The following is a 22,895-nucleotide window of genomic DNA, read 5'->3' as shown; positions in this document are numbered from 1 at the left end:
GGCCATCCCGACCCCATCGATGCGATCGCTGCCATGAATGCACCCCACCCGAGAATTCCGTTCCACCTGGCCTTTCCCGTCCGCGACATCGCCGAAGCCCGCGTCTTCTACGGCGATCTGCTGGGATGCCCCGAGGGCCGCAGCGCGCCCGAATGGGTCGACTTCGACTTTTACGGCCACCAGATCGTGGCGCACCTGGCGCCCGATGAATGCGGCCACAAGGCCAGCAGCGCGGTGGACGGCCACGACGTGCCGGTGCGCCACTTCGGCGCCATCCTTCCCATGGACCAATGGCAAGCGCTGGCCGACAAGCTCATGGCCCGACAAACCCGGTTCGTGATCGAGCCCTACATCCGCTTCAAGGGCGAGCCGGGCGAACAGGCGACCATGTTCTTTCTCGATCCGTCGGGCAATGCCATCGAGATGAAGTCCTTCGCGAATCTCGATTCGCTGTTCGCCGTCTGAAGGCGCCAACGACAGTCCATCGTGATGAATCATTGAACCAGGCATCGATTCTTGAGATGCTCGGTTCATGATCAACGAGCTCAGAACCTTCATCGCCGTCTGCCGCCACGGCACCTTCGCCGCCGCGGGAGAGCGGATCGGCTTGACGCAGTCGGCGGTCAGCAGCCAGGTCAAGCGGCTCGAGGAAGCCCTGGGGTTCGCGCTGTTCGAACGGACCGGGCGCTCCGCCACCTTGAATGCGGCCGGCCAGACGACGCTGGCGCGCGCAGAGGAGATCTGCGCGCTCTACGCCAAGCTCGGCGAGCTTCCCGATGACGCCGCGAGCGGCGGGCTGCTGCGCATCGGCGCCATTGCCTCGGCGCAGTCGACGCTGGTCGCGCGGGCGCTCGCAAGGCTGCGCAAGGAACTGCCGCTGCTGCGCGTCCATGTGTCACCCGGCGTATCGATGCGGCTGATGGACGAGCTCGACGCAGGCACGATCGATGCGGCGGTGATCATCCGGCCGCCGTTCGGCATTCTTCCGGAGCTGGCGTGGCAGCCGCTGGTGCAGGAACCGTACGTGCTCATCGCGCCCAGGAAACTGCCGGGAAAGGACTGGCGCGCGCTCCTCCGGGAGCAGCCCTTCCTGCGCTACGACCGCGCATCGTTCGGTGGCCGCATGGTGGAAAGATTCCTCCGGCGCGAAGGCATTGCGGTCAACGATTCGATCGAACTGGACGAGATCGCCGGGCTCATCCACATGGCGTCCAAGGGGCTGGGCGTCGCGCTCGTTCCGCTGGTCGAAGCGCACCTTCCGCTGCCCGCGGGTGTTCGCATGCTCTCGCTCGGCGAGCTCACGTTCCACCGCGAGGTGGGGCTCCTGCTGCGCAAGCCGCGCGCAAGCCCGCCTGCCGCCGCACAGTTTGCGCAGTGCCTGCGGGAAGCCGCTCAGTAGACATCGCGCCGGTAGCGGCCCGCTGCCACCAGCGCGTCGCAGGCCGGCGCGCCCAGCACCTCGCGCAAGGCCAGGTCGACGCCCGGCGCCATGCCTTCGAGGCTGCCGCAGACGTAGACCACCGCACCCTCGGCCACCCATTGGCGCAGCAGGCCGGCCGCTTCGCGCAGCCGGTGCTGCACATACAGGCGCTCGGCCTGGTCGCGCGAGAACACCAGATCGACGCGCTCGAGCGCTGCGGCCGCCTGCCATTGCGCGACCTCCTCGGCGCAGAAGGCATCGTGCGCGGCGTTCCGCTCGCCGAACACCAACCAGTTGCGCCCGTGGCCTCGGCGCACGCGTTCGCGAAGATGCGCACGCAGGCCGGCAAAGCCGGAGCCATTGCCGATGAAGACGCAGGGCACCTCGTCGTCGACGAGTGCAAAAGCGGGATTGGGCAGCAGGCGAAGCTCGACCTGCGCATCCAGTGGCGCCCCGTCGGTCAGCCAGCCCGAGGCCACGCCCATGCCGTCCGCGTGGCGGACCTGGCGCACCAGCAGCTGCACGCAGCCATCGGCCATGGTCGAGGCCACCGAATAGCGCCGCGGTGCAAGCGGCACCAGCATGTCGGCCATCGCCTGCGCACTGGCCGCCGGTGCGGCCGGAAGCATGCTGCGAGACAGCGCGTCTTCGAGCGTGCACTCGCGGCCATCGCAGCGCACGTGCGTTCGCCCGTCGAGGCCGGCGCGGCGCAGGAATTGCCCGACGGCGTGGCCGGACTGGCGCGGCAGCAGTTCGACGAGCGCACCCGGCACCCAGGCGGCCTGGCCCGCATGCGCGAGCTCGATCTCGAAGAGCGGATCGCCCTGGCTGCCGGCATTGAGCAGGGTCCGCCGCACGAGCCGCCAGGGCTCGAAGGACGCCGCCTTCGGTTCGTGCGACTTCCATGCGCCGGGCTGCAGCACGCCGAAGGCCTCGGCCAGCGCATGCTGCCAGCGCGCCAGCGCACCGGCATCGCCGTTGTGCACTTCGATCATCGGGAACAGCGCCTCTGCGCCATGGCCGCGCAGGTCGTGGTCGAGCGACCGGCCGAAGCCGCAGAAGTTGGCGTAGTGCCGGTCCCCCAGCGCGAGCAGGCCATAGCGCACATGCTGCAGCCCGGAGCCGGTCTGCAGCGCGAACTGGCGCGCAAAGGCGCGCAGGCTGTCCGGCGGATCGCCATCGCCGAAGGTGCTGGCCACCAGCAGCACCTTGCGGTAGCGCCGCAGCGCATCCACGCTCAGGCGCACCAGCGGCTGCAGCACCACCGCGACGCCGGCCGATTGCAGCACCGCGGCCGTCTGCAGCGCGATGCGCTCCGCCTGGCCGGTCTGGCTCGCAAAGGTGAGCAGCACGGGCTCGGCGCCGGCCCCCTCGGGCCGCAGCGCAGGACCGAGTCGCATGCGCTCTTCGCGCACGGCCCGCTTGGTGCGGCGGCGCCCGAGGTAGAGCATCCACCCCGTGACCGCGAACAGCGCCAGGCCCAGGCTGCTGAGCAGCATCACGATGCGGCCCGGCAATCCCCAGTAGGTGCCCATGTGCATCGGATAGATGCTGTTGACCAGGCGGCCGGCCAGCGGCTTGTCGGCGTAGCGCTGGTGCCGGGTGGGCTCGCCGGTGGCGGCGTCGAGGTAGAGGCGGTTGCGCGCGCGTTCGTGTTCAGGGTGGGCACGCAGGTAGGTCACTTCCATCTGCGATGCATTGCGCGCTGGCGGGCGCAGCGTGGCCAGGCTCCAGTCGCCGCCGGTTTCGGCGAGGAAGGACTGCCACACGCGCTGCAGGTCGGGCGCCGCCTGCGCCTTGGCGGGCGCGCTGCCGGCATGCATGCCCTGCGCACGGACCACGCGCCCTTCGCCGGCGGCGTTGTCGACCACCGTACGCACGGCATCGAAGGCCCAGTAGATGCCCGTGAGGCTCGAGACCAGGTACACCAGCAGCGCGAGGGTGCCGGCCACCGCATGCAGGTTCCAGAGAAACGCGCGGCCGGTCAACGCGAAGTCCAGCTTCAACCAGGCCCGCCACGCGAGCGGCCGACGCGGCCAGCGCAGATAGAGGCCCGACAGCGCAAGCACCAGCAGCCCCGCGGCCAGGGTGCCGGTGACGGGCTTGCCCGCATCGCGCGGCAGCAGCAGCCAGCGATGCAGGTGCTCGGCGAACTCGAAGAAGGCATCGCCCGTGGGCACGGGCAGCAGCGCGCCGGTCCAGGGATCGATCAGCCGGACCTCGCCCTGGCGCTGGCCTTCGGTCGGCGCGAAGTTGACGCGCGCCGGCCGCCCGGGTTCGGCGAACACCGTGAGTGCCGCGATGCGCAGTGCCGGTTCCGCCGCCTGCACCTGCGCCGCCAGCGCCGCGGGCCGCAGCGCCGATGCACCGGCGGGGTTGGGAATGTGGCGCAGCGCAGGATTGAGCGCGTCGACGATCTCGGCGCGAAAGGAGAGCACCGCGCCGCTCAGCCCGATCACGACGAGCACGCTTCCGGCCGTGATGCCGATGAACCAGTGGATCTGGAACCAGATCCGTCTCAGGAGAGCCATGGAAAAACGCCGAAGGATGTGGAGGGCCGCTGCCGCCTTGTTGCGGATGCGTTCAAAGATCGACCTTGAGCGTCGCCTTGATGCTGCGTGGCGCGCCCACGGCCAGCCGCGTGCCGGCCGCCGCCCAGTAGCGCTTGTCGGCCACGTTGTCGATATTGACCTGCCACAGCGTGCGCTTGCCGAACAGCTGCGTCACGTAGCGCGCGCCCAGGCCGAAGAGGGTATTGCCGCCGATGAAGGCCTGGTTCAGGTCGTCCACCGGCCGGCGCCCCGTGTAGTAGGCGCCCGCGTTGACCGACAGGCCCGGCACCGCGGCAATGTCGTACGAGAGGAAGGCGCTGGCCGTTTGCCTGGCGGTGTTCTCGGGCATCTTCCCGTTGTATTGCGCGTTGATGCCGCGGAACTCGGCATCGAGCGACTGGGCCGACAGCTGCCAGGCGAGCGCGCGCGTCAGGCGGCCCTGCGCCGAAATTTCGAGTCCGCGGTAGCGCTGGCGGCCATCGGCCACGAAGGTGTTGGCGCTGTTGGTGTAGGCGCCGGGGCGTTCGATGTCGAACAGCGCGCCCGACAGCAGCATGCCGCCGTCGGTGAGCCAGCGCAGGCCGATTTCCTTCTGCTTGCTCACGCCGGGCGGCATGTGGGCGTTCTGGTTGGCGGTGCCGGCCGGTGCGATCTCGCCTTCCTCCACGCCCTGCGCATAGGAGACGTAGCCCACCAGCGCGGGCGTGAACTTGTAGCTCAGCGCCGCGAGCGGCGTGGTCTTGCGCACGTCGTAGGCGAGCGACGGGATCGTGGCGCTCGCGCCCTGCGTGCTCTCGTAGTGGGTGCGGCGCAGGCCGGCCACCAGCTGCCACTGCGGCGAGAAGGTGATGCGGTCGAGCGCATAGAGCCCGAGCTCCTCGCTCTCCTGGGCACCGGTGGTGGGCCGGGTCGGCCGCGCCGTCAGCGGCAAATAGCCGATGGGCACCGGGTTGTACAGGTTCTGCACGGTGCTGGCGCCGCCGTAGTTGCGCTGGAAGATCGGGTCCTGCGTCTTCTTGCTGCGCGCAGCGCCGAGCGTGAGTTCGTGCTGCACGCTGCCGGTCGAGAAGGTGCCGAACAGCTCGGTGCGCAGCAGGTCCGAGGTCTGCTTCAGGCTCTGGTCGTTGCCGGTGATGCGGCCGGCGCCGGTCAGCACGTTGTAGTTGCTGAAGCTTGCAAGCCGGCGGTCGCGCTCGGCTTCGGAGTGGCCGGCTTCCACGGTCAGCGCCCAGTTGTCGCCGAGCGAATAGTCGGCGCGCAATTGCGTGTTGGTGACCTCGGCGTCGAACACGGCCCACGGCGGCCCGAGCAGCTTGTCGGGGTTGGGCAGGGCGGGCAGCGCGATCACGCCGTTGACGGCCGCGAGCCGGGTGATGCCGGCCTGCTCGGTGATGCGCTTGCGGTAGTTCTCGACGTCGGCCTTCAGGGTGAGCCGGCTGTTGACGCGCCAGTCGAACGCGGCCGACACGAACCTGCGGTGGCCGTCCACGTTGTCGATGCTGGAGCCGATGCGGCCGCCGGCTGCGTTGATGCGCAGCCCGTACTGCTTCTGGTCGCCGAACTGCCGTCCGAGGTCGACCAGCGCCTGCGCCGAGCCGCGGTCGTCGAGCGTGAGGCCGACGGTGCTCACGGGCGTGCTGCCCGCGCGCTTGGTCACGAGGTTGACAATGCCCGCGGGCGTGGTGAAGCCGTAGTAGAGCGCCGATGCGCCTTTCAGTACCTCGACGCGCTCCTTGTTCTCCATGGGAATCTCGGAGATGTTGGGAATCGCGAGCGAACCGTTGAGCCGGTAGTTCGTGCGGTTCTCCACCGCGATGCCGCGGATCACGAGCTGGTCGAAGGTGTCGCCGCCGTTCTGCTGGCGCGTCACGCCGGCCGTGTTGCGCAACGCCTCGTAGATGCTGGCCGCGCCCTGCAGCTCCAGCACCTCGCGCGTGACGGTGTTGACCGTGGCGGGCACGTCCATGATGCCGGCGCCGCGGAAGGTGCCGGCCTCCACCGTGTTGGCGACGAAGCCGGTGGTCGCGCTGGATTCCACCGTGACGGTGCCGAGCTGCCCGCGCGCCTCGGCGGCGGCTGGATCGTTGGCTTGCGCGTAAGAGAAGGTCCCCGCGAGCGCGAGAGGCGTTGCCAGAAAAAGCTTGTGCATGGAGAAAGGCAAGGGCGGGCGCTGCGTCGCTCGACGCGAGCAGCACCCGGAGAAAGAATCGTGCGAACGGGGGCGCCATTCTACCGATGCACTTGAGAATCATTCTCAAATCATCCTTATTGAAGAGAGGCAGGGGGTAAGCACTGTGACGCCATGTCGTCACGCTTGATACGATTTTTGCCGGAACGCCCCCGTCAAGGGCGCTGGAGACACGATGGACCCGAGCAATTCAGGCACGGCGCTGTACCGCGCCATGGTGCGCATCCGCGCCTTCGAAAACGCCGCCGAAACCGCGAGCCAGGGCGGCGTGAGCGCCTATGGCCAGCAGGCCGCCGGCGCCGCCAAGGTGCGCGGACCGCTGCACCTGTCGACCGGCCAGGAGGCGGTGCCCGCGGGCGTCTGCGCTCATCTGCGGGCCAGCGACTACCTCACCTCCACGCACCGCGGCCACGGCCATACGCTGGCCAAGGGCGCCGACCTCGCCCGCATGATGTGCGAGCTGTTTGGCAAGGCCACCGGCTTCAACGGCGGCAAGGGCGGCTCGATGCACATCGCGGACTTCTCGGTCGGCATGCTGGGCGCGAACGGCGTGGTGGCCGCGGGGCTGCCGATTGCGGTGGGCGCGGCGCATGCGCAGAAGCTGCTCGGAAAGGGCAATGACATCACGGTCTGCTTCTTCGGCGACGGCGCCATCAACCGCGGACCTTTCCTCGAAGCGCTGAACTGGGCGCGCGTGTACGGCCTGCCGGTGCTCTTCGTCTGCGAGGACAACCGCTGGAGCGCCACCACCGCGAGCGGCCCGATGACGGCGGGCGAGGGCGCATCGGCGCGCGCCGCCTCGATGGACATCGCGGCCACGCAGGTCGATGGCAACGACGTGTTCGCGGTGCACGAAACCGCCGCGCGGCTGGTCGCCGAAGTGCGCGGCGGCAGCGGACCGCGGCTTTTGCATGCGCTGACCTACCGGGTGAAGGGGCATGTGTCGGTCGACCTTGCGGCCTACCGCGATCCGGCGGAGCTGGCTGCCGCACTCGAAACCGATCCGATCGCGCGGGCACGCGGGCACCTGCTCGCAGCCGGCGTGGGCGCGGCCGCGCTCGACGCCATCGAGAACGCGGCGCGCGACGAGGTCGATACCGCGCTCGCCATCGCCGAGGCAGCGCCCTGGCCCGAGCCCGGAGCCGCCTACACCGACGTGCAGACCACCGGGGCAGGCCAATGGCATTGAAGGATTTGAGCTATTCCGAAGCCGCCGTGCTCGCGCTCCAGCGCGAGATGCAGGCCGACCCGCGCGTGATCGTGCTCGGCGAGGACGTGGGCCGCGGCGGCATCTTCGGCCAGTACAAGGGCCTGCAGCAGGCCTTCGGCGACGAGCGCGTGATCGACGCACCGATCAGCGAGGCCGCGATCATGGGCGCCGGCGTGGGCATGGCGCTCGCGGGCCTCAGGCCCGTGGTCGAGATGCGCGTGGTCGACTTCGCGCTCTGCGGCATGGACGAGCTGGTGAACCAGGCCGCCAAGAACCGCTTCATGTTCGGCGGCCAGGGCCGCGTGCCGCTGGTGGCGCGCATGCCCGGCGGCATCTGGGACGCCTCGGCCGCGCAGCATTCGCAATCGCTCGAGGCCTGGTTCGCGCACCTGCCGGGCCTGGTGGTGGTGAGCCCGTCGACGCCGCAGGACAACTACGGCCTGCTGCGCGCCGCGCTCGCATGCGGCGACCCGGTGGTCTACATCGAGCACAAGACGCTCTGGGGCCTGCGCGGCGAGGTCGACGAAGACATCGCGGTGCCGCTCGGCAAGGCGCGGCGCGTGCGCGAAGGCAATGCGCTCACGCTCGTGAGCTGGAGCCGGCAGATGCAGGCCTGCGCCGCGGCCTGCGACGCGCTGGCGGCCGAAGGCATCGCGGTCGACCTGATCGACCTGCGCACGCTCTGGCCCTGGGACCGCGAGACGGTGCTCGCATCGTGTGCGCGCACCGGGCGGCTGCTGGTGGTGCACGAGGCGGTGCAGGTCGCAGGCTTCGGCGCCGAGATTGCCGCTAGCGCCGCGGAGGCCGCGGGCTGCCGCGTGGCGCGGCTTGGCGCGCCGCGCATTCCGGTCGGCTATGCGCCGGTGCTGGAGGCGCAATCGCGCGTCGGCCCCGAAGCCATCGCGGCCGCGGCGAGAAAACTGCTAGGCTGAACCGCGCCGCGCCATGGACCCGCTGTTCTTCAAGCTGGTGCGGGTGGTCAACCTCACGGCGCGGCCCTTTCACGAGAAGGTGGGCCGCGAGCACCATCTCACGCTCAACGAATGGCGCGCCATGGCGGTGCTTGGCGCACAGCCGGGGCTCAATGCCACGCAGATCGCCGATCTCACCGGGCTCGACAAGATGGCGGTGAGCCGCGCGCTGGCCGGCCTGAAGCGCCACAAGCGCGTGCAGCGCCTGGGCGACCCCACCGACCGGCGCCGCAGCCGGCTCTACCTGACGGCGGCCGGCAAGGCGCTGCACGAAACCGTCGGCATGCTGGGCCGGCAGCGCGAGGCCGCGCTGTTCGAGGGCATCGCGGCCGACGAGCTCGCCCGCCTCGACGCCACCCTGGACAAGCTCATTGCCGCCGTCCAGCGCGCCGGATAGCCATCAGGCCGCGAAACCGCCGTCGATGTTGAGGCTGGCGCCGGTGACGAAAGCGGCTTCCGGGCTCGCAAGGTAGGCCACCATGCCGGCGATTTCCTCGGGGCGCGCGTGGCGGGCCAGCGCCATCAGGCCGTGCATCGCGGCGGCGTTCGGGCCGTCGACCGGGTTCATGTCGGTGTTGACCGGGCCGGGCTGCACGTTGTTGACCGTGATGCCGCGCGGTCCGAGGTCGCGCGCGAGACCCTGCACCAGGCCCTTGAGCGCCGACTTGCTCATGGCATAGGCGCTGCCGCCGGGCCAAGGCATGCGCTCGGCATTGGTGCTGCCGATGTTGATGATGCGCCCGCCCTCGCCCATGTGGCGCACGGCGGCCTTGGCCGCCACGAAGACGGCGCGCACGTTGATGTCCAGCGTGCGGTCGAAATCCTCGAGCGAGAAGTCATCGAGGGTGCCGGGCAGGAAAACGCCGGCGTTGTTGACCAGCACATCGATGCGGCCGAGCTTGCGCGCGGCTTCGTCGATGCCGGCGGTGAGCCCGGCGGCATCGGCGCTGTCGATCTTCAGCGCCAGCGCACGGCCGCCCTCGGCCTCGATGCTGCGCACGAGTTCATCGGCCGGCGCGCCGGAGCTGGCATAGCTGAAGGCGACGGCGGCGCCGTCCTCGGCCAGGCGGCGCACGATGGCGGCGCCGATGCCGCGCGAACCGCCGGTGACGAAAGCGACCTTGCCCGTGAGCACAGGGGAAGTGGATTTGCTGAGTGCCATGGTGATGGTTTCCTATCGGTTGTGAGGTGGAAGAGCTTCAGTGTCGGGATTCCATTACCGTTCCGGTAGCCATCAATTGGTCCAATCAAATTCAACCATTGGTTGAAAATAGGCCCATGGAACCGCTCAATCACCTCCAGTCCTTCGTGCAGAGCGCCGAAAGCGGCAGCTTCTCGGCCGCCGCCCGACGGCTCGGGCTCACGCCGGCCGCGGTCAGCAAGAACGTCGCGCGGCTCGAAGCGCGGCTGGGCGTGCGGCTGTTCCAGCGCAGCACGCGCCGCCTGACGCTGACGGAGGGCGGCGAGCGTTTCCTGGGCCAGATCGGCGGGGCGCTGGCCACGCTGCAGGACGCCGTGGCCGGCCTGTCGCAGGACGACGGCCAGCCCGCCGGCACGCTCAAGGTGAGCATGGGCCAGGCCTTCGGCCGCGAGCATGTGCTGCCGATGATGGGCGACTTCCTCGCGCGATATCCGTCCATCCTGCCCGACTGGCACTTCGACAACCAGCAGGTGGACCTGGTGGGCGAAGGCTTCGACGCGGCCATCGGCGGCGGCATCGAGCTGTCGCCCGGCGTGGTGGCGCGCGAACTGGCGCGCATCCATGTGGTGGCGGTGGCCGCACCGGGCTACCTGGCAGGGCGCACGCTGCCGGCGCAGCCCGCGGAACTGGCGCAGCTCGACGCCCTGCTGCGCCGCTCCTCGCCCACCGGCCGGCTTCGCAGCTGGACGCTGCAGCATGCGAGCGGCAACCAGGCCACGGTGGAGTTGCCGCGGCCGCGCGCGATCTTCAACGATCCGGAAGCGATTGCGCATGCCGCGCTGATGGGGCTCGGCGTGGCCATGCTGCCGATGCCCTTCGTCGAACGCGGCCTGCGCAGCGGCGAGCTGGTGCGCCTGCTGCCCGAGTGGCATTTCGACGCGGGCGCGGTCTGGCTCTACTACCCGAGCAAGAAGCTGCTGCCCGCGAAGACGCGCGTGTTCATCGATTTCGTGCTCGAGCGTTTTCGCAGCGAGCGTTTCGCGCAGCGAATGCAGGTGGCATAGCCGGCATGCCCACGGGGTTTTTACCCGCCACACGCGCGGTGGTTCCCCTGTACAAACGCCCGCATGACTTCTTCAAACTTCAAGACGAACCGCCGCGCCGCGCTGGCCGCTTCCGCCGCAGTGATTGCCCTCGCGGCCACCCCTTCCTGGGCCCAGAACACCTGGCCGAACAAGCCGGTGCGCATCGTCGTGCCCTTCGCGGCCGGCGGCACCACCGACATCCTGGCGCGCGCCGTCGCGCCCGAGCTGTCGAAGGCCTTCGGCCAGCAATTCATCGTCGACAACCGTGCGGGCGCGGGCGGCAACGTGGGCGCCGAACTCGTGGCGCGCGCGCCGAACGACGGCTATACGCTCTTGATGGGCACGGTCGGCACGCACGGCATCAACCGTGCGCTCTATCCCAAGCTGCCGTTCGACCCGATCAAGGATTTCGTGCCGATCACGCTGGTGGCGGCCGTGCCGAACGTCATGGAAATGAACGCCGATAAGGCCAAGGCGCTGAACATCCACAATGTGCAGGACTTCATCAAGTACGCCAAGGCCAACCCGGGCAAGCTCAACATGGCCTCGAGCGGCAGCGGCACCTCCATCCACCTGGCAGGCGAGCTTTTCAAGAGCATGACCGGCACCTTCATGGCCCACATCCCCTACAAGGGCTCGGGGCCGGCGCTGCTGGACCTGGTGGGCGGCAATGCCGACGTCATGTTCGACAACCTGCCCTCGTCGATGGCGCAGATCAAGGCCGGCAAGCTCACGGCCCTGGCCGTGACCAGCGCCAAGCGCTCACCGGCGCTGCCCGACGTCCCGACGGTCGAGGAAGCGGGCGGCCCGGCGCTCAAGGGCTTCGAGGCGAGCTCGTGGTTCGGCCTGCTGGCGCCGGCCGGCACCTCGCCCGAGATCGTGAACCGGATCCAGCAGGAAGTGGCCAAGTCGCTCGGCACGCCCGCCATCAAGGAAAAGATGCTCGCCCAGGGCGCCATCCCGAGCGGCAATTCACCTGCCGACTTCACCAAGCTGATTGCCAGCGAGCACGTGAAGTGGGCGAAGGTGGTGAAGGACTCCGGCGCGAAAGTGGACTAACCCCCAGGCTTCGCGCACTTCGTGTCGCTTCTCCCTCCCCCTTGCAGGGGGCAGCGCCTGCGGCCCGGCGAAGCCGGTTCCGCGGCGCTCCTTGAAATGAAAAGACAGGCGCTCAGGTCTTCCAGGTCACGTCTTTTTTGTCGGCCAGGGAATCCCTGAGCATGTGGAGCAGCGGGGCTGCGCGCTGGTGCAGGCCCACGTGCTGCTTCTCGGCCTCGTTGGCATGGCCTTCGACGGCGTAGTCGTCGTGGTTGTGCGGATTGCTGGCCTCGCGTGCCAGCGCGGATTCGAGCGCTGCAATGGCGCCGGGAATCTGCTCGAGCGTGATGATGCCTTGCGGCGCAGGCGCCTTGCCGACGATGTCGAACAGCTGGCGGGCATGCACCTCCAGCATCACGAAGTCAGGGGAGGCCCGGGACTGGAATCGGTACAGCATGGTTGTTCTCACTCATTTGTAGATGTAGTCACGGGCAAAAGGGTACACCGATTGCGAACCGCGCAAAACACCATGCTCGACCCGGCCGTCGGGCTTGGTCGAAAGCATCTGGTGCAGTGAGATCCAGCCCTGCTCGAAGCTCATGGCCGAGCCCGCCAGGTAGAGGCGGTAGGCCCGCAGAATGCGCTCGGCATTCTCGCCCTGGCGCCCGCCCGCGCGCGCGAGCACTTCGCGCGCCGTGTCGAGCTGCGACTCCAGCGCGTCGGACCAGGCCCACAGCGTGCGTGCATAGTGCGGGCGCAGGCTTTCGGTATCGACCATCTCCAGGCCCGCGGCCGCCGTCTCGCGCAGCACGTGCGTCACGTGCAGCAGTTCGCCGCCCGGAAAGATGTACTTCTCGATGAAGTCGCCCATGCCCGCCCCCAGCTGGCGGTAGTCGAGCTGGCCCGAGGTGATGCCGTGGTTCAGCACCAGGCCGCCGGGCTTGAGCAGCGAATGGATCTTGCGGAAATAGGTGGGCATGTTGGCCGCGCCCACGTGCTCGAACATGCCGACCGACGAGATCTTGTCGAAGGGCGCGTCGGCGGAAAGTTCGCGGTAGTCGCGCAGCTCCACCCGCACGCGGCCCTGCAGGCCCTTTTCCTCGATCAGGCGCTGCACGTGCGCATGCTGGTTCTTCGACAGCGTGATGCCTGTGGCGTCGACGCCGTAGTGCTCCGCCGCCCACAGCAGCAGCCCGCCCCAGCCGGAACCGATGTCGAGAAAGCGCTCGCCGGGCTGCAGCAGCAGCTTGCGGCAGATGTGGTCCAGCTTGGCCTCCTGGGCCTGCGCCAGCGTCAGCCCGGGGGTGCGGAAATAGGCGCACGAATACACCCGGCGCGGGTCGAGCCACAGCGCGTAGAAGTCGTCGGAAACGTCGTAGTGGAACTGGATCTGCTCGGCATCCTTGTGCAGCGAATGCGAGTTGTGGGACTTGGCCAGCCGCATCAGGCGGGTCCACCAGGTGGTGTTGGTCTCCGCGGGATTGCCCGGCAGCATGCCGACCGTGGCATCGATCAGGTCGCGCATCGCGCCTTCGATCTGGACCCGGCCTTCCACATAGGCCTCGCCGATGGCCCCCACCTGGTGCGCCGCCAGCTTGGCCAGCGCCGACCACTCGCTGAACGCCAGGGTGACGCGCGACCCCGGCTTGGCAACTCTCCGACCATCAGGCAGTTCCAGCGCGATGGGCACGGGCAGCGACGCAAGCTGCGACTCGATCTTGGGTATCAAGCTTTGCATGGTGAAGCGATGGTATTGAGTTTTTCAGTTTTTTGCATGCCGCCCGCAGCACCCGGGGTACCCCGCTGGGGATGGTCCCGTTGACACCAGATTGTTTATGCTTAAACTATTCAATCATGAACAGCCTAACCGCCGGCTCCTCTGCCGCACCCGCCATGGACCTTCAACGCATCCTGTGCATCGGCGGCGGCCCCGCGGGCCTGTACTTCGCGCTGCTGATGAAGGCGCGCAACCCCGCCCTCGAGATCACCGTGGTGGAGCGCAACCGCCCCTTCGACACCTTCGGCTGGGGCGTGGTGCTCAGCGACCAGACGCTCGCCAACCTGCGCGCGGCCGACGCCGAGACCGCGGCGCTGATCGGCAGCGAGTTCCATCACTGGGACGACATCCAGGTGTTCTTCAAGGGCCGGCAGGTGCGCTCGGGCGGCCACGGCTTCTGCGGCATCGGCCGCAAGCGGCTGCTGAACATCCTGCAGGAGCGCTGCCTCGCGCTCGGCGTGAAGCTGGTCTTCGAAACCGACGCCACCGACGACCAGGCGATCGCCGCCCAGTACAACGCCGACCTGGTGATTGCGAGCGACGGCCTGAACAGCCGCATCCGCCAGCGCTATGCCGACGTGTTCAAGCCCGACATCGACCTGCGCAACTGCCGCTTCGTGTGGCTGGGCACGCACCAGACCTTCGACGCCTTCACCTTCGCCTTCGAACAGACCGAGCACGGCTGGTTCCAGGCCCATGCCTACCAGTTCGACGACAAGACCTCGACCTTCATCGTCGAAACGCCCGAGGCGGTGTGGAAGGCCCACGGCCTCGACCAGATGGAGCAGCCCGAGGCCATTGCCTTCTGCGAGAAGCTGTTCGCCAAATACCTGGGCGGCCATTCGCTCATCAGCAATGCCACGCACCTGCGCGGCTCGGCCAACTGGATCCGCTTTCCGCGCGTGGTGTGCGAGCGCTGGACCCACCGCATCGATGTCGAGGGCCGCTCGGTGCCCGTGGTGCTGATGGGCGATGCGGCGCACACGGCGCACTTCTCGATCGGCTCGGGCACCAAGCTTGCGCTGGAAGACGCCATCGACCTTGCAAACGAATTCGAGCGCGGCGGCACCGTGGACCATGTGCTCGAGGGCTACGAGGCGCGCCGCAGCGTCGAGGTGCTCAAGATCCAGAACGCCGCGCGCAATTCCACCGAATGGTTCGAGAACGTGCCGCGCTACACCGGCATGCAGATCGAGCAGTTCGCGTATTCGCTGCTCACGCGCTCGCAGCGCATCAGCCACGAGAACCTGCGCGTGCGCGACACGCAGTGGCTCGGCGGCTACGAGCGCTGGCTCGCCGGCGGCAAGCCCGTTGCGCCCATGCTGATGCCGCTGCAGGTGCGCGGCCTCACGCTGAAGAACCGCATCCTGGTGTCGCCGATGGCCACCTACAGCGCGGTCGACGGCGTGCCGCAGGACTTCCTGCTGGTGCACCTGGGCGCCCGCGCGCTCGGCGGCGCCGCCATGGTGTTCGTCGAGATGACCAGCCCGGCGCCCGAAGGCCGCATCACCCCCGGCTGCACGGGCCTGTACAACGACACGCAGCAGGCCGCGTTCAAGCGCATCGTCGACTTCGTGCACACGCAGTCGAGCGCGAAGATCGCCATGCAGCTCGGGCACAGCGGTCCCAAGGGCTCGACCCGCGTGGGCTGGGAAGGCACCGACGAGCCGCTGGCAAGCGGCAACTGGCCGCTGCTGGCCGCCAGCGCGGTGGCCTACGGCGAACAGAACCAGCTGCCGGCCGCCATGACGCACGAGCAGATGGACGCCATGCGCGACCAGTTCGTGGCGTCCACGCGCCGGGCCGCCGAATGCGGCTTCGACTGGCTCGAGCTGCACTGCGCGCACGGCTACCTGCTGTCGGCCTTCATCAGCCCGCTCACCAACCTGCGCACCGACGAATACGGCGGCGGCATCGAAGCGCGCTGCCGCTATCCGCTCGAGGTGTTCCGCGCCATGCGCGCCGCCTGGCCGCAAGACAAGCCAATGAGCGTGCGCATCTCGGCGCACGACTGGGCACCCGGCGGCAACACCGATGCCGATGCCGTGGTGGTGGCGCGCCTCTTCAAGGAAGCCGGCGCCGACTTCATCGATGTGTCCTCCGGCCAGACCACGCGCGCCGCCAAGCCGGTGTATGGCCGCATGTATCAGACGCCGTTCTCGGACCGCATCCGCAACGAGGTCGGCATCTCGACCATCGCGGTGGGCGCCATCACCGACGCCGACCAGGCCAACAGCATCATCGCGGCCGGCCGCGCCGACCTCTGCGCCATTGCGCGCCCGCACCTTGCCGACCCCGCATGGACCCTGCACGAAGCCGCCAAGCTGCAAAGCCGCGACGTCGACTGGCCCAGGCAGTACCTGAGCGGGCGCGACCAGATGTACCGCGAGATCGCCAAGCAGCAGCAGCTCGCGGCGGCCGCCAATGCAGCGATGGCCGCGCAAAGCAGCGAGGAGGCGCACTGACATGGACCTCGAAGCACGCGCCCACAGCGAGCACCCCGAGGCCCTGCGCCTCTGGCTGCGGCTGCTCACCTGCACCCAGCTGATCGAGAAGCAGGTGCGCAACGAACTGCGCTCGCAGTTTTCAACCACGCTGCCGCGCTTCGACCTGATGTCGCAGCTGGAGCGCTCGCCCGATGGCCTGAAGATGAACGAGCTGTCGCGCCGCATGATGGTGACGGGCGGCAACGTCACCGGCATCACCGACCAGCTCGTGACCGAAGGGCTGGTCGAGCGCATCAACGTCGAGGGCGACCGCCGCGCCTGGCGCGTACGGCTCACCGCGCGCGGCCGCAAGCTCTTCAACGAGATGGCGCAGCAGCACGAGGACTGGATCGTCGATGCCTTCGCGGCGCTCAGCGCCAAGGAGATCGCGCAGCTGCACAAGCTGCTCGGCAAGGTCAAGCAACACTCACACAGCCAGATGGCGGAGGCCGAATGAAGCACTACATCGGCGCGGGCAATCCCATGCACGCGCAATTCGAGGCCAAGGCGCCTTACGCGGCGAAGCACTTCGCATGGCACTGCGAAGCGGGCGTCGGCACCATCACGCTGAACCGCCCCGAGCGCAAGAACCCGCTGACCTTCGATTCGTACGCCGAGCTGCGCGACCTGTTCCGCGCCTTGACTTATGCGACCGACGTGAAGGCCATCGTGGTCACCGGCGCCGGCGGCAACTTCTGTTCGGGTGGCGACGTGCACGAGATCATCGGCCCGCTCACCGGCATGCGCATGCCCGAGCTGCTCGAGTTCACACGCATGACCGGCGACCTGGTCAAGGCCATTCGCCATTGCCCGCAGCCGATCGTCGGCGCGATCGACGGCGTGTGCGCTGGCGCCGGTGCGATGATCGCGCTGGCCTGCGACCTGCGCTACGGCTCGCCCGCCACGCGCACCGCCTTCCTGTTCACGCGCGTCGGCCTTGCCGGCGCCGACATGGGTGCCTGCGCGCTGCTGCCGCGCGTGATCGGCCAGGGCCGCGCCTCGGAACTCCTCTTTACCGGCCGCGCGATGACGGCGCAGGAAGGCCAGGCCTGGGGCTTCTTCAATGCGCTGCACGAAAGCGAAGCACTGCTCGAAGCGGCCACCAAGGTGGCACGCGAACTGGCCGAAGGCCCGAGCTTCGCGCACAGCATGACCAAGACCATGCTCTCGCAGGAGTGGTCGATGACCATCGACCAGGCCATCGAGGCCGAAGCGCAGGCGCAGGCAATCTGCATGCAGACCGAGGATTTCAAGCGCGCCTACGAAGCGTTTGCGGCCAAGCGCAAGCCCGTGTTCGGCGGAGACTGAAGTCATGATGACCAAGTTCCCCGCACCGCCCTCGACAGCGCACCTCGCGCTGCCGTTCTTCGACGACGCGCATCGCGCGCTCGCAAGCGAGCTGCTGCCCTGGTGCGCCGCGCAGGAGATAGACGAGCGCGACGACCGCGCGGCCTGCCGCGAATGGGTGCGCCGCCTCGGCGACGGCGGCTGGCTGCGCTATGCCGTGCCCGGCAGCGCAGGCGGCGCGCTGGAGCGCCTCGATTCGCGCGCGCTCGTGCTGCTGCGCGAAACGCTCGGCTACCACTCGCCGCTGGCCGACTTCGCGTTTGCGATGCAGGGACTGGGCAGCGGCGCGATCACGCTCGCGGGCACGCCAGAGCAGCAATCGCACTACCTCGGGGCCGTGGGCAAAGGCGAGAAGATCGCGGCCTTTGCCCTCAGCGAACCCGATGCGGGCTCCGACGTGGCAGCCATGGCCATGCGCGCCGAGGCCACGGCCGACGGCTGGCGCCTTCACGGCGAGAAGACCTGGATCAGCAACGGCGGCATCGCCGACTTCTATTGCCTGTTCGCCAAGACCGACCCCGCGGGCGGCACGCGCGGCATCACGGCATTCATCGTCGATGCAACGGCGGCCGGCCTCGACACCTCCGAGCACATCGACGTGATGGCGCCGCATCCGCTTGCCACGCTGCGTTTCGAGAACTGCATCGTGCCGCGCACGGCGCAACTCGGCGAGCTCAACAGCGGCTTCAAGCTCGCGATGCGCACGCTCGACATCTTCCGCGCATCCGTTGCGGCGGCGGCATTGGGCATGGGGCGCCGCGCGCTCGCCGAAGCCATCGCGCATGCGAAAGGCCGGCGCATGTTCGGCCAGACGCTCGCCGATTTCCAGCTCACGCAGGCCAAGCTCGGCGAGATGGCCGCGCTGATCGACAGCGCCGCATTGCTCACCTACCGCGCCGCATGGATGCGCGACGACGCCGAACAGCGCGGCGCCCCCGCGGCGGGCGACGTGTCGGCCGCCGCCGCCATGGCCAAGATGTGCGCCACCGAGAACGCGAGCCGCGTGATCGACATGGCGCTGCAGATGCATGGCGGTCTCGGCGTGAAGGTTGGCACGAAGATTGAGAGCCTCTACCGCGACATCCGCTCGCTGCGCATCTACGAAGGCGCGACGGAAGTTCAGCAACTGATCATCGGCAAATCCGTTTTGCGGGGATAAACATCGTGTCTGTCCAAGTCGACCGCTTCGTTCACGACCGCCTGCCGCCCGCCGAGCAGCTGCCGGTCTTCCGCTACGACCTTCCGGAGCTGCAGCTGCCCGACCAGCTGAACCTCGTCGAGGAGCTCCTGGACAAGGCGCCCGCCAAGGGCTTCGGCGACAAGCCGATGCTGCGGTCACCCGCCAGCACGCTGACCTATTCGCAGGCCGCCGTCGAAGTCAACCGCATCGCGCAGGTGCTGACCGAAGACCTCGGCCTCGTGCCCGGCAACCGCGTGCTGCTGCGCGGCGGCAACTCGGTGGCCATGGCGCTGTCGTGGCTCGCGGTGGTCAAGGCCGGCTTGATCGCGGTGGCCACCATGCCGCTGCTGCGCGCCAAGGAACTCGGCGAGATCATCGAGAAGGCACGTCCCGTGGCGGCGCTGTGCGACGGACGCCTGCTCGACGAGCTCGTGCTGGCGCAGCGGGAGCATCCCGTGCTCGCATCGGTGATCGCATTCAACAAACCCGACGCGCCCGATTCGCTGTCGGCACGCGCGACGAGCAAGAGCGGCGTGTTCACCGCCTGCCCCACGGCTTCGGACGACATCGCCCTGCTCGCGTTCACCTCCGGCACCACGGGCAGGCCCAAAGCACCGGTCACCACGCACCGCGACGTGCTCGCAATGTGCGAAACCTGGCCGCGCCACGTGCTGCAGGCGCGCAGCGACGACATCGTGATCGGCTCGCCGCCGCTGGCCTTCACCTTCGGGCTCGGCGGGCTGCTGGTGTTCCCGATGTGGGCCGGCGCCTCGGTGTACTTTGCCGATGCGCCGTTCACGCCCGAAGGCCTGGTGAAGCTCATCAACGAGGTCGGGGCGACCATCTGCTACACCGCGCCCACCTTCTATCGCCAGATGGCGCCCTTCGTGCGCCAGCACGGCGCGCCGAGCCTGCGCATCTGCGTGAGCGCCGGCGAGGCACTGCCCGACGCCACGCGGCAGCTGTGGAAGGAAGCCACCGGCATCGAGATGCTCGACGGTATCGGCGGCACCGAGGTGTTCCACATCTACATCTCGGCCGCCGGCGACCAGGTGCGCCGCGGCGCGGTCGGCAAGGTGGTGCCCGGCTTTACCGCCAAGGTGGTGGACGACCAGGGCAACGAAGTGCCGCGCGGCACGGTCGGCAAGCTGGCGCTGCAGGGCCCCGTGGGCTGCCGCTACCTCGACGACCCGCGCCAGGCCGACTACGTGAAGAACGGCTGGAACTACCCCGGCGACTCGTTCGTGCAGGACGACGACGGCTACTTCTTCTACCAGGCGCGCGCCGACGACATGATCATCACGGCCGGCTACAACGTCGGCGGACCCGAGGTCGAGGATGCACTGCTCAAGCACCCGGCCGTTGCCGAGTGCGGCGTGATAGGCAAGCCCGATGCCGACCGCGGCATGATCGTGAAGGCCTTCTGCGTGCTGAAGCCCGGCCATGAAGGTGATGCGGCGCTCGTCAAGGCGCTGCAGGACCACGTGAAGGCCACCATCGCGCCCTTCAAATACCCGCGGGAGATCGAGTTCGTGACGGTGCTGCCGCGCACCGAGACCGGCAAGCTCCAACGATTCAAACTGAGACAACTCAACGACGACACCACATCATGATGAACAAACTCTTGCAGCCCTCGGGCTGGTTGCCCCCCAAGGGCTATGCGAATGGCGTGGCCGCGCGCGGCACCATGGTGTTCGTCGGCGGCCAGATCGGCTGGAATGCGCAGCAGCAGTTCGAGTCGGACGACTTCATCGAGCAGTGCGGCCTGGCGCTGCGCAACATCGCCGAAGTGCTGCGCGAAGCCGGCGCCGGTCCCGAGCACATGGTGCGCATGACCTGGTACGTGACCGACCGCGACGAATACAGCCGCCGCCTCGGCGAACTCGGCCCGGTCTACCGCGACGCGATGGGGCGCAACTTCCCGGCCATGACCTGCGTGCAGGTGGCCGCGCTGGTCGAGCATCGCGCCAAGGTCGAGATCGAGGTCACGGCGGTCATTCCGGACTGACGGAACGCCTGCGAGAAGCCGCAGCGCGGCATAAACAAGAATGCCCTCTTCGCGAGGGCATTTTTTATGGACGCATGGATCTGCCGATCCGAAGATCGACGGCCAAAGAAAAAAGGCCCTTTGAAATTCAAAGGGCCTTTTAAATTGGTTGCGCGAGCAAGATTTGAACTTGCGACCTTTGGGTTATGAGCCCAACGAGCTACCAGGCTGCTCCATCGCGCGGCAAGATGGAATTATACCTTATTCAGCAGCGCCTTGCTCGGCGGCTTCTTCTTTAATTTCAGGACGGTCGACCAGTTCGACGAGTGCCATGGGTGCATTGTCGCCAACGCGGAAACCCATCTTCAGGATGCGGGTGTAGCCGCCCGGACGCGCTGCGAAGCGCGGGCCGAGTTCGCCGAAGAGCTTGACGACGCTGTCGCGGTCGCGCAGGCGGTCGAAGGCCAGGCGCTTGTTGGCAACCGTGGGCTTCTTGGCGAGCGTGATCATCGGTTCGATGACGCGGCGCAGTTCCTTGGCCTTGGGGACCGTGGTCTTGATGACTTCGTGCTCGATGAGCGAATTCATCATGTTCTGCAGCATCGCAAGGCGGTGCGAGCTGGTGCGGTTGAGTTTGCGGAGTCCGTGTCCGTGACGCATGGTGCTTTCCTTTACTTTATTAAACAGGCAGCCGTATCAGGTACTGCCCGGGCACGAGCCCTCATGGGCTCAATTCAAAAATCAACGCTTGTCGAGACCGGCCGGCGGCCAGCTTTCAAGCTTCATACCCAAGGTCAGGCCGCGCGAGGCAAGCACTTCCTTGATTTCGTTGAGCGACTTGCGACCCAGGTTAGGGGTCTTGAGCAGCTCGTTCTCGGTGCGCTGGATCAGGTCGCCGATGTAGTAGATGTTTTCGGCCTTCAGGCAGTTGGCCGAACGCACGGTGAGCTCGAGCTCGTCGACAGGGCGCAGCAGGATCGGATCGAATTGCTGTGCGCTGCGCGGTGCCGGCGCATCGAATGCAGCCAGTTCGCCGCCTTCGAGCTGCGCGAACACGGCCAGCTGTTCAACCAGGATTTTAGCCGAGGCGCGCACGGCGTCTTCGGCGCTGATCGCACCGTTGGTTTCGATTTCGACCAGCAGCTTGTCGAGGTCGGTACGCTGTTCGACACGGGCGCTTTCGACCGTGTAGCTCACGCGCTTGACGGGCGAGAACGAGGCGTCCAGGACGATGCGGCCGATCGACTTGGTCGGCTCGTCGGCATAGCGGCGCATCGTGCCGGGCACGTAGCCACGGCCCTTTTCGACCTTGATCTGCATGTCGAGCTTGCCGCCTTGCGACAGGTGCGCGATCACGTGGTCGGGGTTGATGATCTCGACGTCGTGCGGGGTCTGGATGTCCGATGCCAGCACCGGGCCTTCGCCGTCCTTGCGCAGGCTCAGCGTGACTTCGTCGCGGTTGTGGAGCTTGAACACCACGCCCTTGAGATTCAGCAGGATGTTGACGACATCTTCCTGCACGCCGTCGATCGACGAGTACTCGTGCAGGACGCCGGCGATCGTGACTTCAGTGGCCGAATAACCGACCATCGACGACAGCAGAACGCGGCGCAGCGCGTTGCCGAGCGTGTGGCCGTAGCCGCGCTCGAAAGGCTCGAGCGTGACCTTGGCCTTGTTGGCGGCAAGTTGCTCGACCTGGATGGTCTTGGGTTTCAGCAGGGTGGTTTGCATGCAGACTTCCTCTCAATACCCCCGGCTCGTTACACCGGTAAGGCTGGTGAAGCACCCGTCGGGAGTGCCTCCCGATGGGAACAAAAAAATCAAAATCGGGCCGCGAAGCGCGGCCCGTTGTCGCCCGTTTAGCGCGAGTACAGTTCGACGATCAGCGATTCGTTGATGTCGGCTGCGAATTCGTCGCGATCGGGCACCTTCTTGAAGGTACCTTCGGCCTTGTCGGCGTTCACTTCGACCCAGGCCGGAATACCGACTTGCTGGGCGAGCTGGAGCGCTTCGGCAATGCGGGTCTGCTTCTTCGACTTGTCGCGAACGGCGATCACGTCGCCGGTCTTCACCAGGTACGACGGGATGTTGACCGACTGGCCATTCACCGTGATCGCCTTGTGCGACACCAGCTGGCGTGCCTCGGCGCGCGTCGAGCCGAAGCCCATGCGGTAGACGACGTTGTCCAGGCGCGATTCGAGGATGAACAGCAGGTTGGCGCCGGTGTTGCCGCGGCGGCGGTCGGCTTCTTCGAAGTAGCGGCGGAACTGCTTCTCGAGCACGCCGTACATGCGCTTGACCTTCTGCTTTTCGCGCAGCTGCAGGCCGTAGTCGGAGGTACGCTGACCCGAAGTGCGGCCATGCTGGCCGGGCTTGGAATCGAACTTGGCCTTGTCCTGGATGGAGCGGCGGGCGCTCTTGAGGAACAGGTCGGTGCCTTCACGGCGGGAAAGTTTGGCCTTGGGGCCGAGGTAGCGTGCCACGATTTTTCCTTTGTGTCATCTGCCGCAGTT

Annotated in this window: 21 protein-coding genes and 1 tRNA gene; 13 read left to right on the top strand and 9 right to left on the bottom strand. The window is 67.8% G+C overall.

All coding sequences use genetic code 11. The annotated features are described in order from the left end of the window. The first annotated feature begins 33 nt into the window (after positions 1 to 33). A complete protein-coding gene (locus L1081_RS21685) occupies positions 34 to 465 on the top strand; it encodes a VOC family protein (protein WP_489414016.1) in 432 nt (143 codons plus the stop codon). Positions 466 to 532: 67 nt separating this feature from the next. Continuing rightward, positions 533 to 1,399: a LysR substrate-binding domain-containing protein gene (locus tag L1081_RS21680; RefSeq protein ID WP_489414015.1), complete on the top strand. Its 867-nt coding sequence runs from the start codon at positions 533 to 535 to the stop codon at positions 1,397 to 1,399. On the opposite strand, the gene L1081_RS21675 is transcribed toward L1081_RS21680, so the two are convergent. Next, positions 1,393 to 3,951, bottom strand: a complete 2,559-nt coding sequence (locus L1081_RS21675; protein WP_489414014.1) for a PepSY domain-containing protein — start codon at positions 3,949 to 3,951, stop codon at positions 1,393 to 1,395. The genes L1081_RS21680 and L1081_RS21675 overlap by 7 nt on opposite strands. A 52-nt stretch (positions 3,952 to 4,003) precedes the next feature. Next, complete coding sequence (locus L1081_RS21670; protein ID WP_489414013.1) at positions 4,004 to 6,121, bottom strand: TonB-dependent siderophore receptor; 2,118 nt, start codon at positions 6,119 to 6,121, stop codon at positions 4,004 to 4,006. Between the two features lie 214 nt (positions 6,122 to 6,335). On the opposite strand from L1081_RS21670, the gene L1081_RS21665 reads away from it, so the two are divergent. The 3 genes from L1081_RS21665 to L1081_RS21655 are packed head-to-tail and all read left to right on the top strand — an operon-like array spanning position 6,336 to position 8,738. Next, the gene (locus L1081_RS21665) at positions 6,336 to 7,349 is read left to right on the top strand and encodes a thiamine pyrophosphate-dependent enzyme (RefSeq protein WP_489414012.1); all 1,014 of its coding nucleotides are present in this window, start codon (positions 6,336 to 6,338) and stop codon (positions 7,347 to 7,349) included. Further along, positions 7,340 to 8,302 (top strand): transketolase C-terminal domain-containing protein, encoded by a 963-nt coding sequence (locus tag L1081_RS21660; protein WP_489414011.1) that lies wholly within the window; start codon positions 7,340 to 7,342, stop codon positions 8,300 to 8,302. Before L1081_RS21665 ends, L1081_RS21660 begins: the two co-directional genes overlap by 10 nt. Positions 8,303 to 8,315: 13 nt before the next feature. Continuing rightward, the gene (locus tag L1081_RS21655) at positions 8,316 to 8,738 is read left to right on the top strand and encodes a MarR family transcriptional regulator (RefSeq protein WP_489414010.1); all 423 of its coding nucleotides are present in this window, start codon (positions 8,316 to 8,318) and stop codon (positions 8,736 to 8,738) included. Between the two features lie 3 nt (positions 8,739 to 8,741). Here L1081_RS21655 and L1081_RS21650 read toward each other — a convergent pair whose 3' ends face one another. After that, positions 8,742 to 9,503, bottom strand: a complete 762-nt coding sequence (locus L1081_RS21650) for an SDR family oxidoreductase (RefSeq protein WP_489414009.1) — start codon at positions 9,501 to 9,503, stop codon at positions 8,742 to 8,744. A gap of 116 nt (positions 9,504 to 9,619) precedes the next feature. Between L1081_RS21650 and L1081_RS21645 the strand changes: the two genes are divergently transcribed. Both L1081_RS21645 and L1081_RS21640 read left to right on the top strand, forming a co-directional pair. Next, entirely contained in the window at positions 9,620 to 10,546 is a 927-nt protein-coding gene (locus L1081_RS21645) for a LysR substrate-binding domain-containing protein (RefSeq protein ID WP_489414008.1), read from the top strand. A gap of 63 nt (positions 10,547 to 10,609) precedes the next feature. Beyond that, positions 10,610 to 11,626 (top strand): tripartite tricarboxylate transporter substrate-binding protein, encoded by a 1,017-nt coding sequence (locus tag L1081_RS21640; RefSeq protein ID WP_489414007.1) that lies wholly within the window; start codon positions 10,610 to 10,612, stop codon positions 11,624 to 11,626. A gap of 112 nt (positions 11,627 to 11,738) precedes the next feature. Here L1081_RS21640 and L1081_RS21635 read toward each other — a convergent pair whose 3' ends face one another. Continuing rightward, positions 11,739 to 12,062, bottom strand: coding sequence for a DUF1840 domain-containing protein (locus L1081_RS21635; protein ID WP_145739360.1), 324 nt, complete (start codon positions 12,060 to 12,062; stop codon positions 11,739 to 11,741). A 12-nt stretch (positions 12,063 to 12,074) separates the two neighbouring features. Then, a complete protein-coding gene (locus L1081_RS21630; protein ID WP_489414006.1) occupies positions 12,075 to 13,343 on the bottom strand; it encodes a class I SAM-dependent methyltransferase in 1,269 nt (422 codons plus the stop codon). 155 nt (positions 13,344 to 13,498) lie between these two features. On the opposite strand from L1081_RS21630, the gene L1081_RS21625 reads away from it, so the two are divergent. The 6 genes from L1081_RS21625 to L1081_RS21600 are packed head-to-tail and all read left to right on the top strand — an operon-like array spanning position 13,499 to position 20,403. Next, positions 13,499 to 15,847: a bifunctional salicylyl-CoA 5-hydroxylase/oxidoreductase gene (locus L1081_RS21625; protein WP_489414005.1), complete on the top strand. Its 2,349-nt coding sequence runs from the start codon at positions 13,499 to 13,501 to the stop codon at positions 15,845 to 15,847. Between the two features lies 1 nt (position 15,848). Then, a complete protein-coding gene (locus L1081_RS21620) occupies positions 15,849 to 16,325 on the top strand; it encodes a MarR family transcriptional regulator (RefSeq protein WP_489414004.1) in 477 nt (158 codons plus the stop codon). After that, entirely contained in the window at positions 16,322 to 17,176 is an 855-nt protein-coding gene (locus tag L1081_RS21615) for an enoyl-CoA hydratase family protein (protein WP_489414003.1), read from the top strand. The genes L1081_RS21620 and L1081_RS21615 overlap by 4 nt, the downstream gene beginning before the upstream one ends. 4 nt (positions 17,177 to 17,180) lie before the next feature. Next, entirely contained in the window at positions 17,181 to 18,374 is a 1,194-nt protein-coding gene (locus tag L1081_RS21610; RefSeq protein WP_489414002.1) for an acyl-CoA dehydrogenase family protein, read from the top strand. A gap of 5 nt (positions 18,375 to 18,379) precedes the next feature. Beyond that, a complete protein-coding gene (locus L1081_RS21605; protein ID WP_489414001.1) occupies positions 18,380 to 20,008 on the top strand; it encodes an AMP-binding protein in 1,629 nt (542 codons plus the stop codon). Further along, positions 20,005 to 20,403 carry a Rid family hydrolase gene (locus L1081_RS21600; protein ID WP_489414000.1) on the top strand — a complete coding sequence of 133 codons (399 nt, stop codon included), beginning with the start codon at positions 20,005 to 20,007 and terminating at the stop codon, positions 20,401 to 20,403. Before L1081_RS21605 ends, L1081_RS21600 begins: the two co-directional genes overlap by 4 nt. 145 nt (positions 20,404 to 20,548) lie before the next feature. On the opposite strand, the gene L1081_RS21595 is transcribed toward L1081_RS21600, so the two are convergent. The 4 genes from L1081_RS21595 to rpsD form a co-directional block, all read right to left on the bottom strand. Beyond that, a tRNA-Met gene (locus L1081_RS21595) sits at positions 20,549 to 20,625 on the bottom strand. Between the two features lie 18 nt (positions 20,626 to 20,643). Beyond that, positions 20,644 to 21,042, bottom strand: coding sequence for a 50S ribosomal protein L17 (gene rplQ, locus L1081_RS21590; RefSeq protein WP_015867792.1), 399 nt, complete (start codon positions 21,040 to 21,042; stop codon positions 20,644 to 20,646). An 81-nt stretch (positions 21,043 to 21,123) separates the two neighbouring features. After that, positions 21,124 to 22,113: a DNA-directed RNA polymerase subunit alpha gene (locus tag L1081_RS21585; RefSeq protein ID WP_056576973.1), complete on the bottom strand. Its 990-nt coding sequence runs from the start codon at positions 22,111 to 22,113 to the stop codon at positions 21,124 to 21,126. A 128-nt stretch (positions 22,114 to 22,241) separates the two neighbouring features. Beyond that, positions 22,242 to 22,865, bottom strand: a complete 624-nt coding sequence (gene rpsD, locus L1081_RS21580) for a 30S ribosomal protein S4 (RefSeq protein WP_013544104.1) — start codon at positions 22,863 to 22,865, stop codon at positions 22,242 to 22,244. Between the last annotated feature and the right edge of the window lie 30 nt (positions 22,866 to 22,895).

This window comes from Variovorax sp. MSC1_012 (genome assembly GCF_023667525.1).
GTDB lineage: Bacteria > Pseudomonadota > Gammaproteobacteria > Burkholderiales > Burkholderiaceae_C > Variovorax > Variovorax beijingensis_B.
Note: the sequence above shows the minus strand (reverse complement) of the source record. Positions and strands in the feature narration are given on the sequence as shown.

Excerpts from the sequence above, each read along its gene's own strand:
- L1081_RS21675 (WP_489414014.1), bottom strand. The coding sequence starts at position 3,951 with ATGGCTCTCCTGAGACGGATCTGGTTCCAGATCCACTGGTTCATCGGC.
- rplQ (WP_015867792.1), bottom strand. The coding sequence starts at position 21,042 with ATGCGTCACGGACACGGACTCCGCAAACTCAACCGCACCAGCTCGCAC.
- L1081_RS21685 (WP_489414016.1), top strand. The coding sequence starts at position 34 with ATGAATGCACCCCACCCGAGAATTCCGTTCCACCTGGCCTTTCCCGTC.
- L1081_RS21650 (WP_489414009.1), bottom strand. The coding sequence starts at position 9,503 with ATGGCACTCAGCAAATCCACTTCCCCTGTGCTCACGGGCAAGGTCGCT.
- L1081_RS21630 (WP_489414006.1), bottom strand. The coding sequence starts at position 13,343 with ATGCAAAGCTTGATACCCAAGATCGAGTCGCAGCTTGCGTCGCTGCCC.
- L1081_RS21660 (WP_489414011.1), top strand. The coding sequence starts at position 7,340 with ATGGCATTGAAGGATTTGAGCTATTCCGAAGCCGCCGTGCTCGCGCTC.
- L1081_RS21670 (WP_489414013.1), bottom strand. The coding sequence starts at position 6,121 with ATGCACAAGCTTTTTCTGGCAACGCCTCTCGCGCTCGCGGGGACCTTC.
- L1081_RS21585 (WP_056576973.1), bottom strand. The coding sequence starts at position 22,113 with ATGCAAACCACCCTGCTGAAACCCAAGACCATCCAGGTCGAGCAACTT.
- L1081_RS21600 (WP_489414000.1), top strand. The coding sequence starts at position 20,005 with ATGATGAACAAACTCTTGCAGCCCTCGGGCTGGTTGCCCCCCAAGGGC.
- L1081_RS21635 (WP_145739360.1), bottom strand. The coding sequence starts at position 12,062 with ATGCTGTACCGATTCCAGTCCCGGGCCTCCCCTGACTTCGTGATGCTG.
- L1081_RS21610 (WP_489414002.1), top strand. The coding sequence starts at position 17,181 with ATGATGACCAAGTTCCCCGCACCGCCCTCGACAGCGCACCTCGCGCTG.
- L1081_RS21655 (WP_489414010.1), top strand. The coding sequence starts at position 8,316 with ATGGACCCGCTGTTCTTCAAGCTGGTGCGGGTGGTCAACCTCACGGCG.
- L1081_RS21625 (WP_489414005.1), top strand. The coding sequence starts at position 13,499 with ATGGACCTTCAACGCATCCTGTGCATCGGCGGCGGCCCCGCGGGCCTG.
- L1081_RS21640 (WP_489414007.1), top strand. The coding sequence starts at position 10,610 with ATGACTTCTTCAAACTTCAAGACGAACCGCCGCGCCGCGCTGGCCGCT.
- L1081_RS21645 (WP_489414008.1), top strand. The coding sequence starts at position 9,620 with ATGGAACCGCTCAATCACCTCCAGTCCTTCGTGCAGAGCGCCGAAAGC.
- L1081_RS21620 (WP_489414004.1), top strand. The coding sequence starts at position 15,849 with ATGGACCTCGAAGCACGCGCCCACAGCGAGCACCCCGAGGCCCTGCGC.
- L1081_RS21615 (WP_489414003.1), top strand. The coding sequence starts at position 16,322 with ATGAAGCACTACATCGGCGCGGGCAATCCCATGCACGCGCAATTCGAG.
- L1081_RS21665 (WP_489414012.1), top strand. The coding sequence starts at position 6,336 with ATGGACCCGAGCAATTCAGGCACGGCGCTGTACCGCGCCATGGTGCGC.
- L1081_RS21680 (WP_489414015.1), top strand. The coding sequence starts at position 533 with ATGATCAACGAGCTCAGAACCTTCATCGCCGTCTGCCGCCACGGCACC.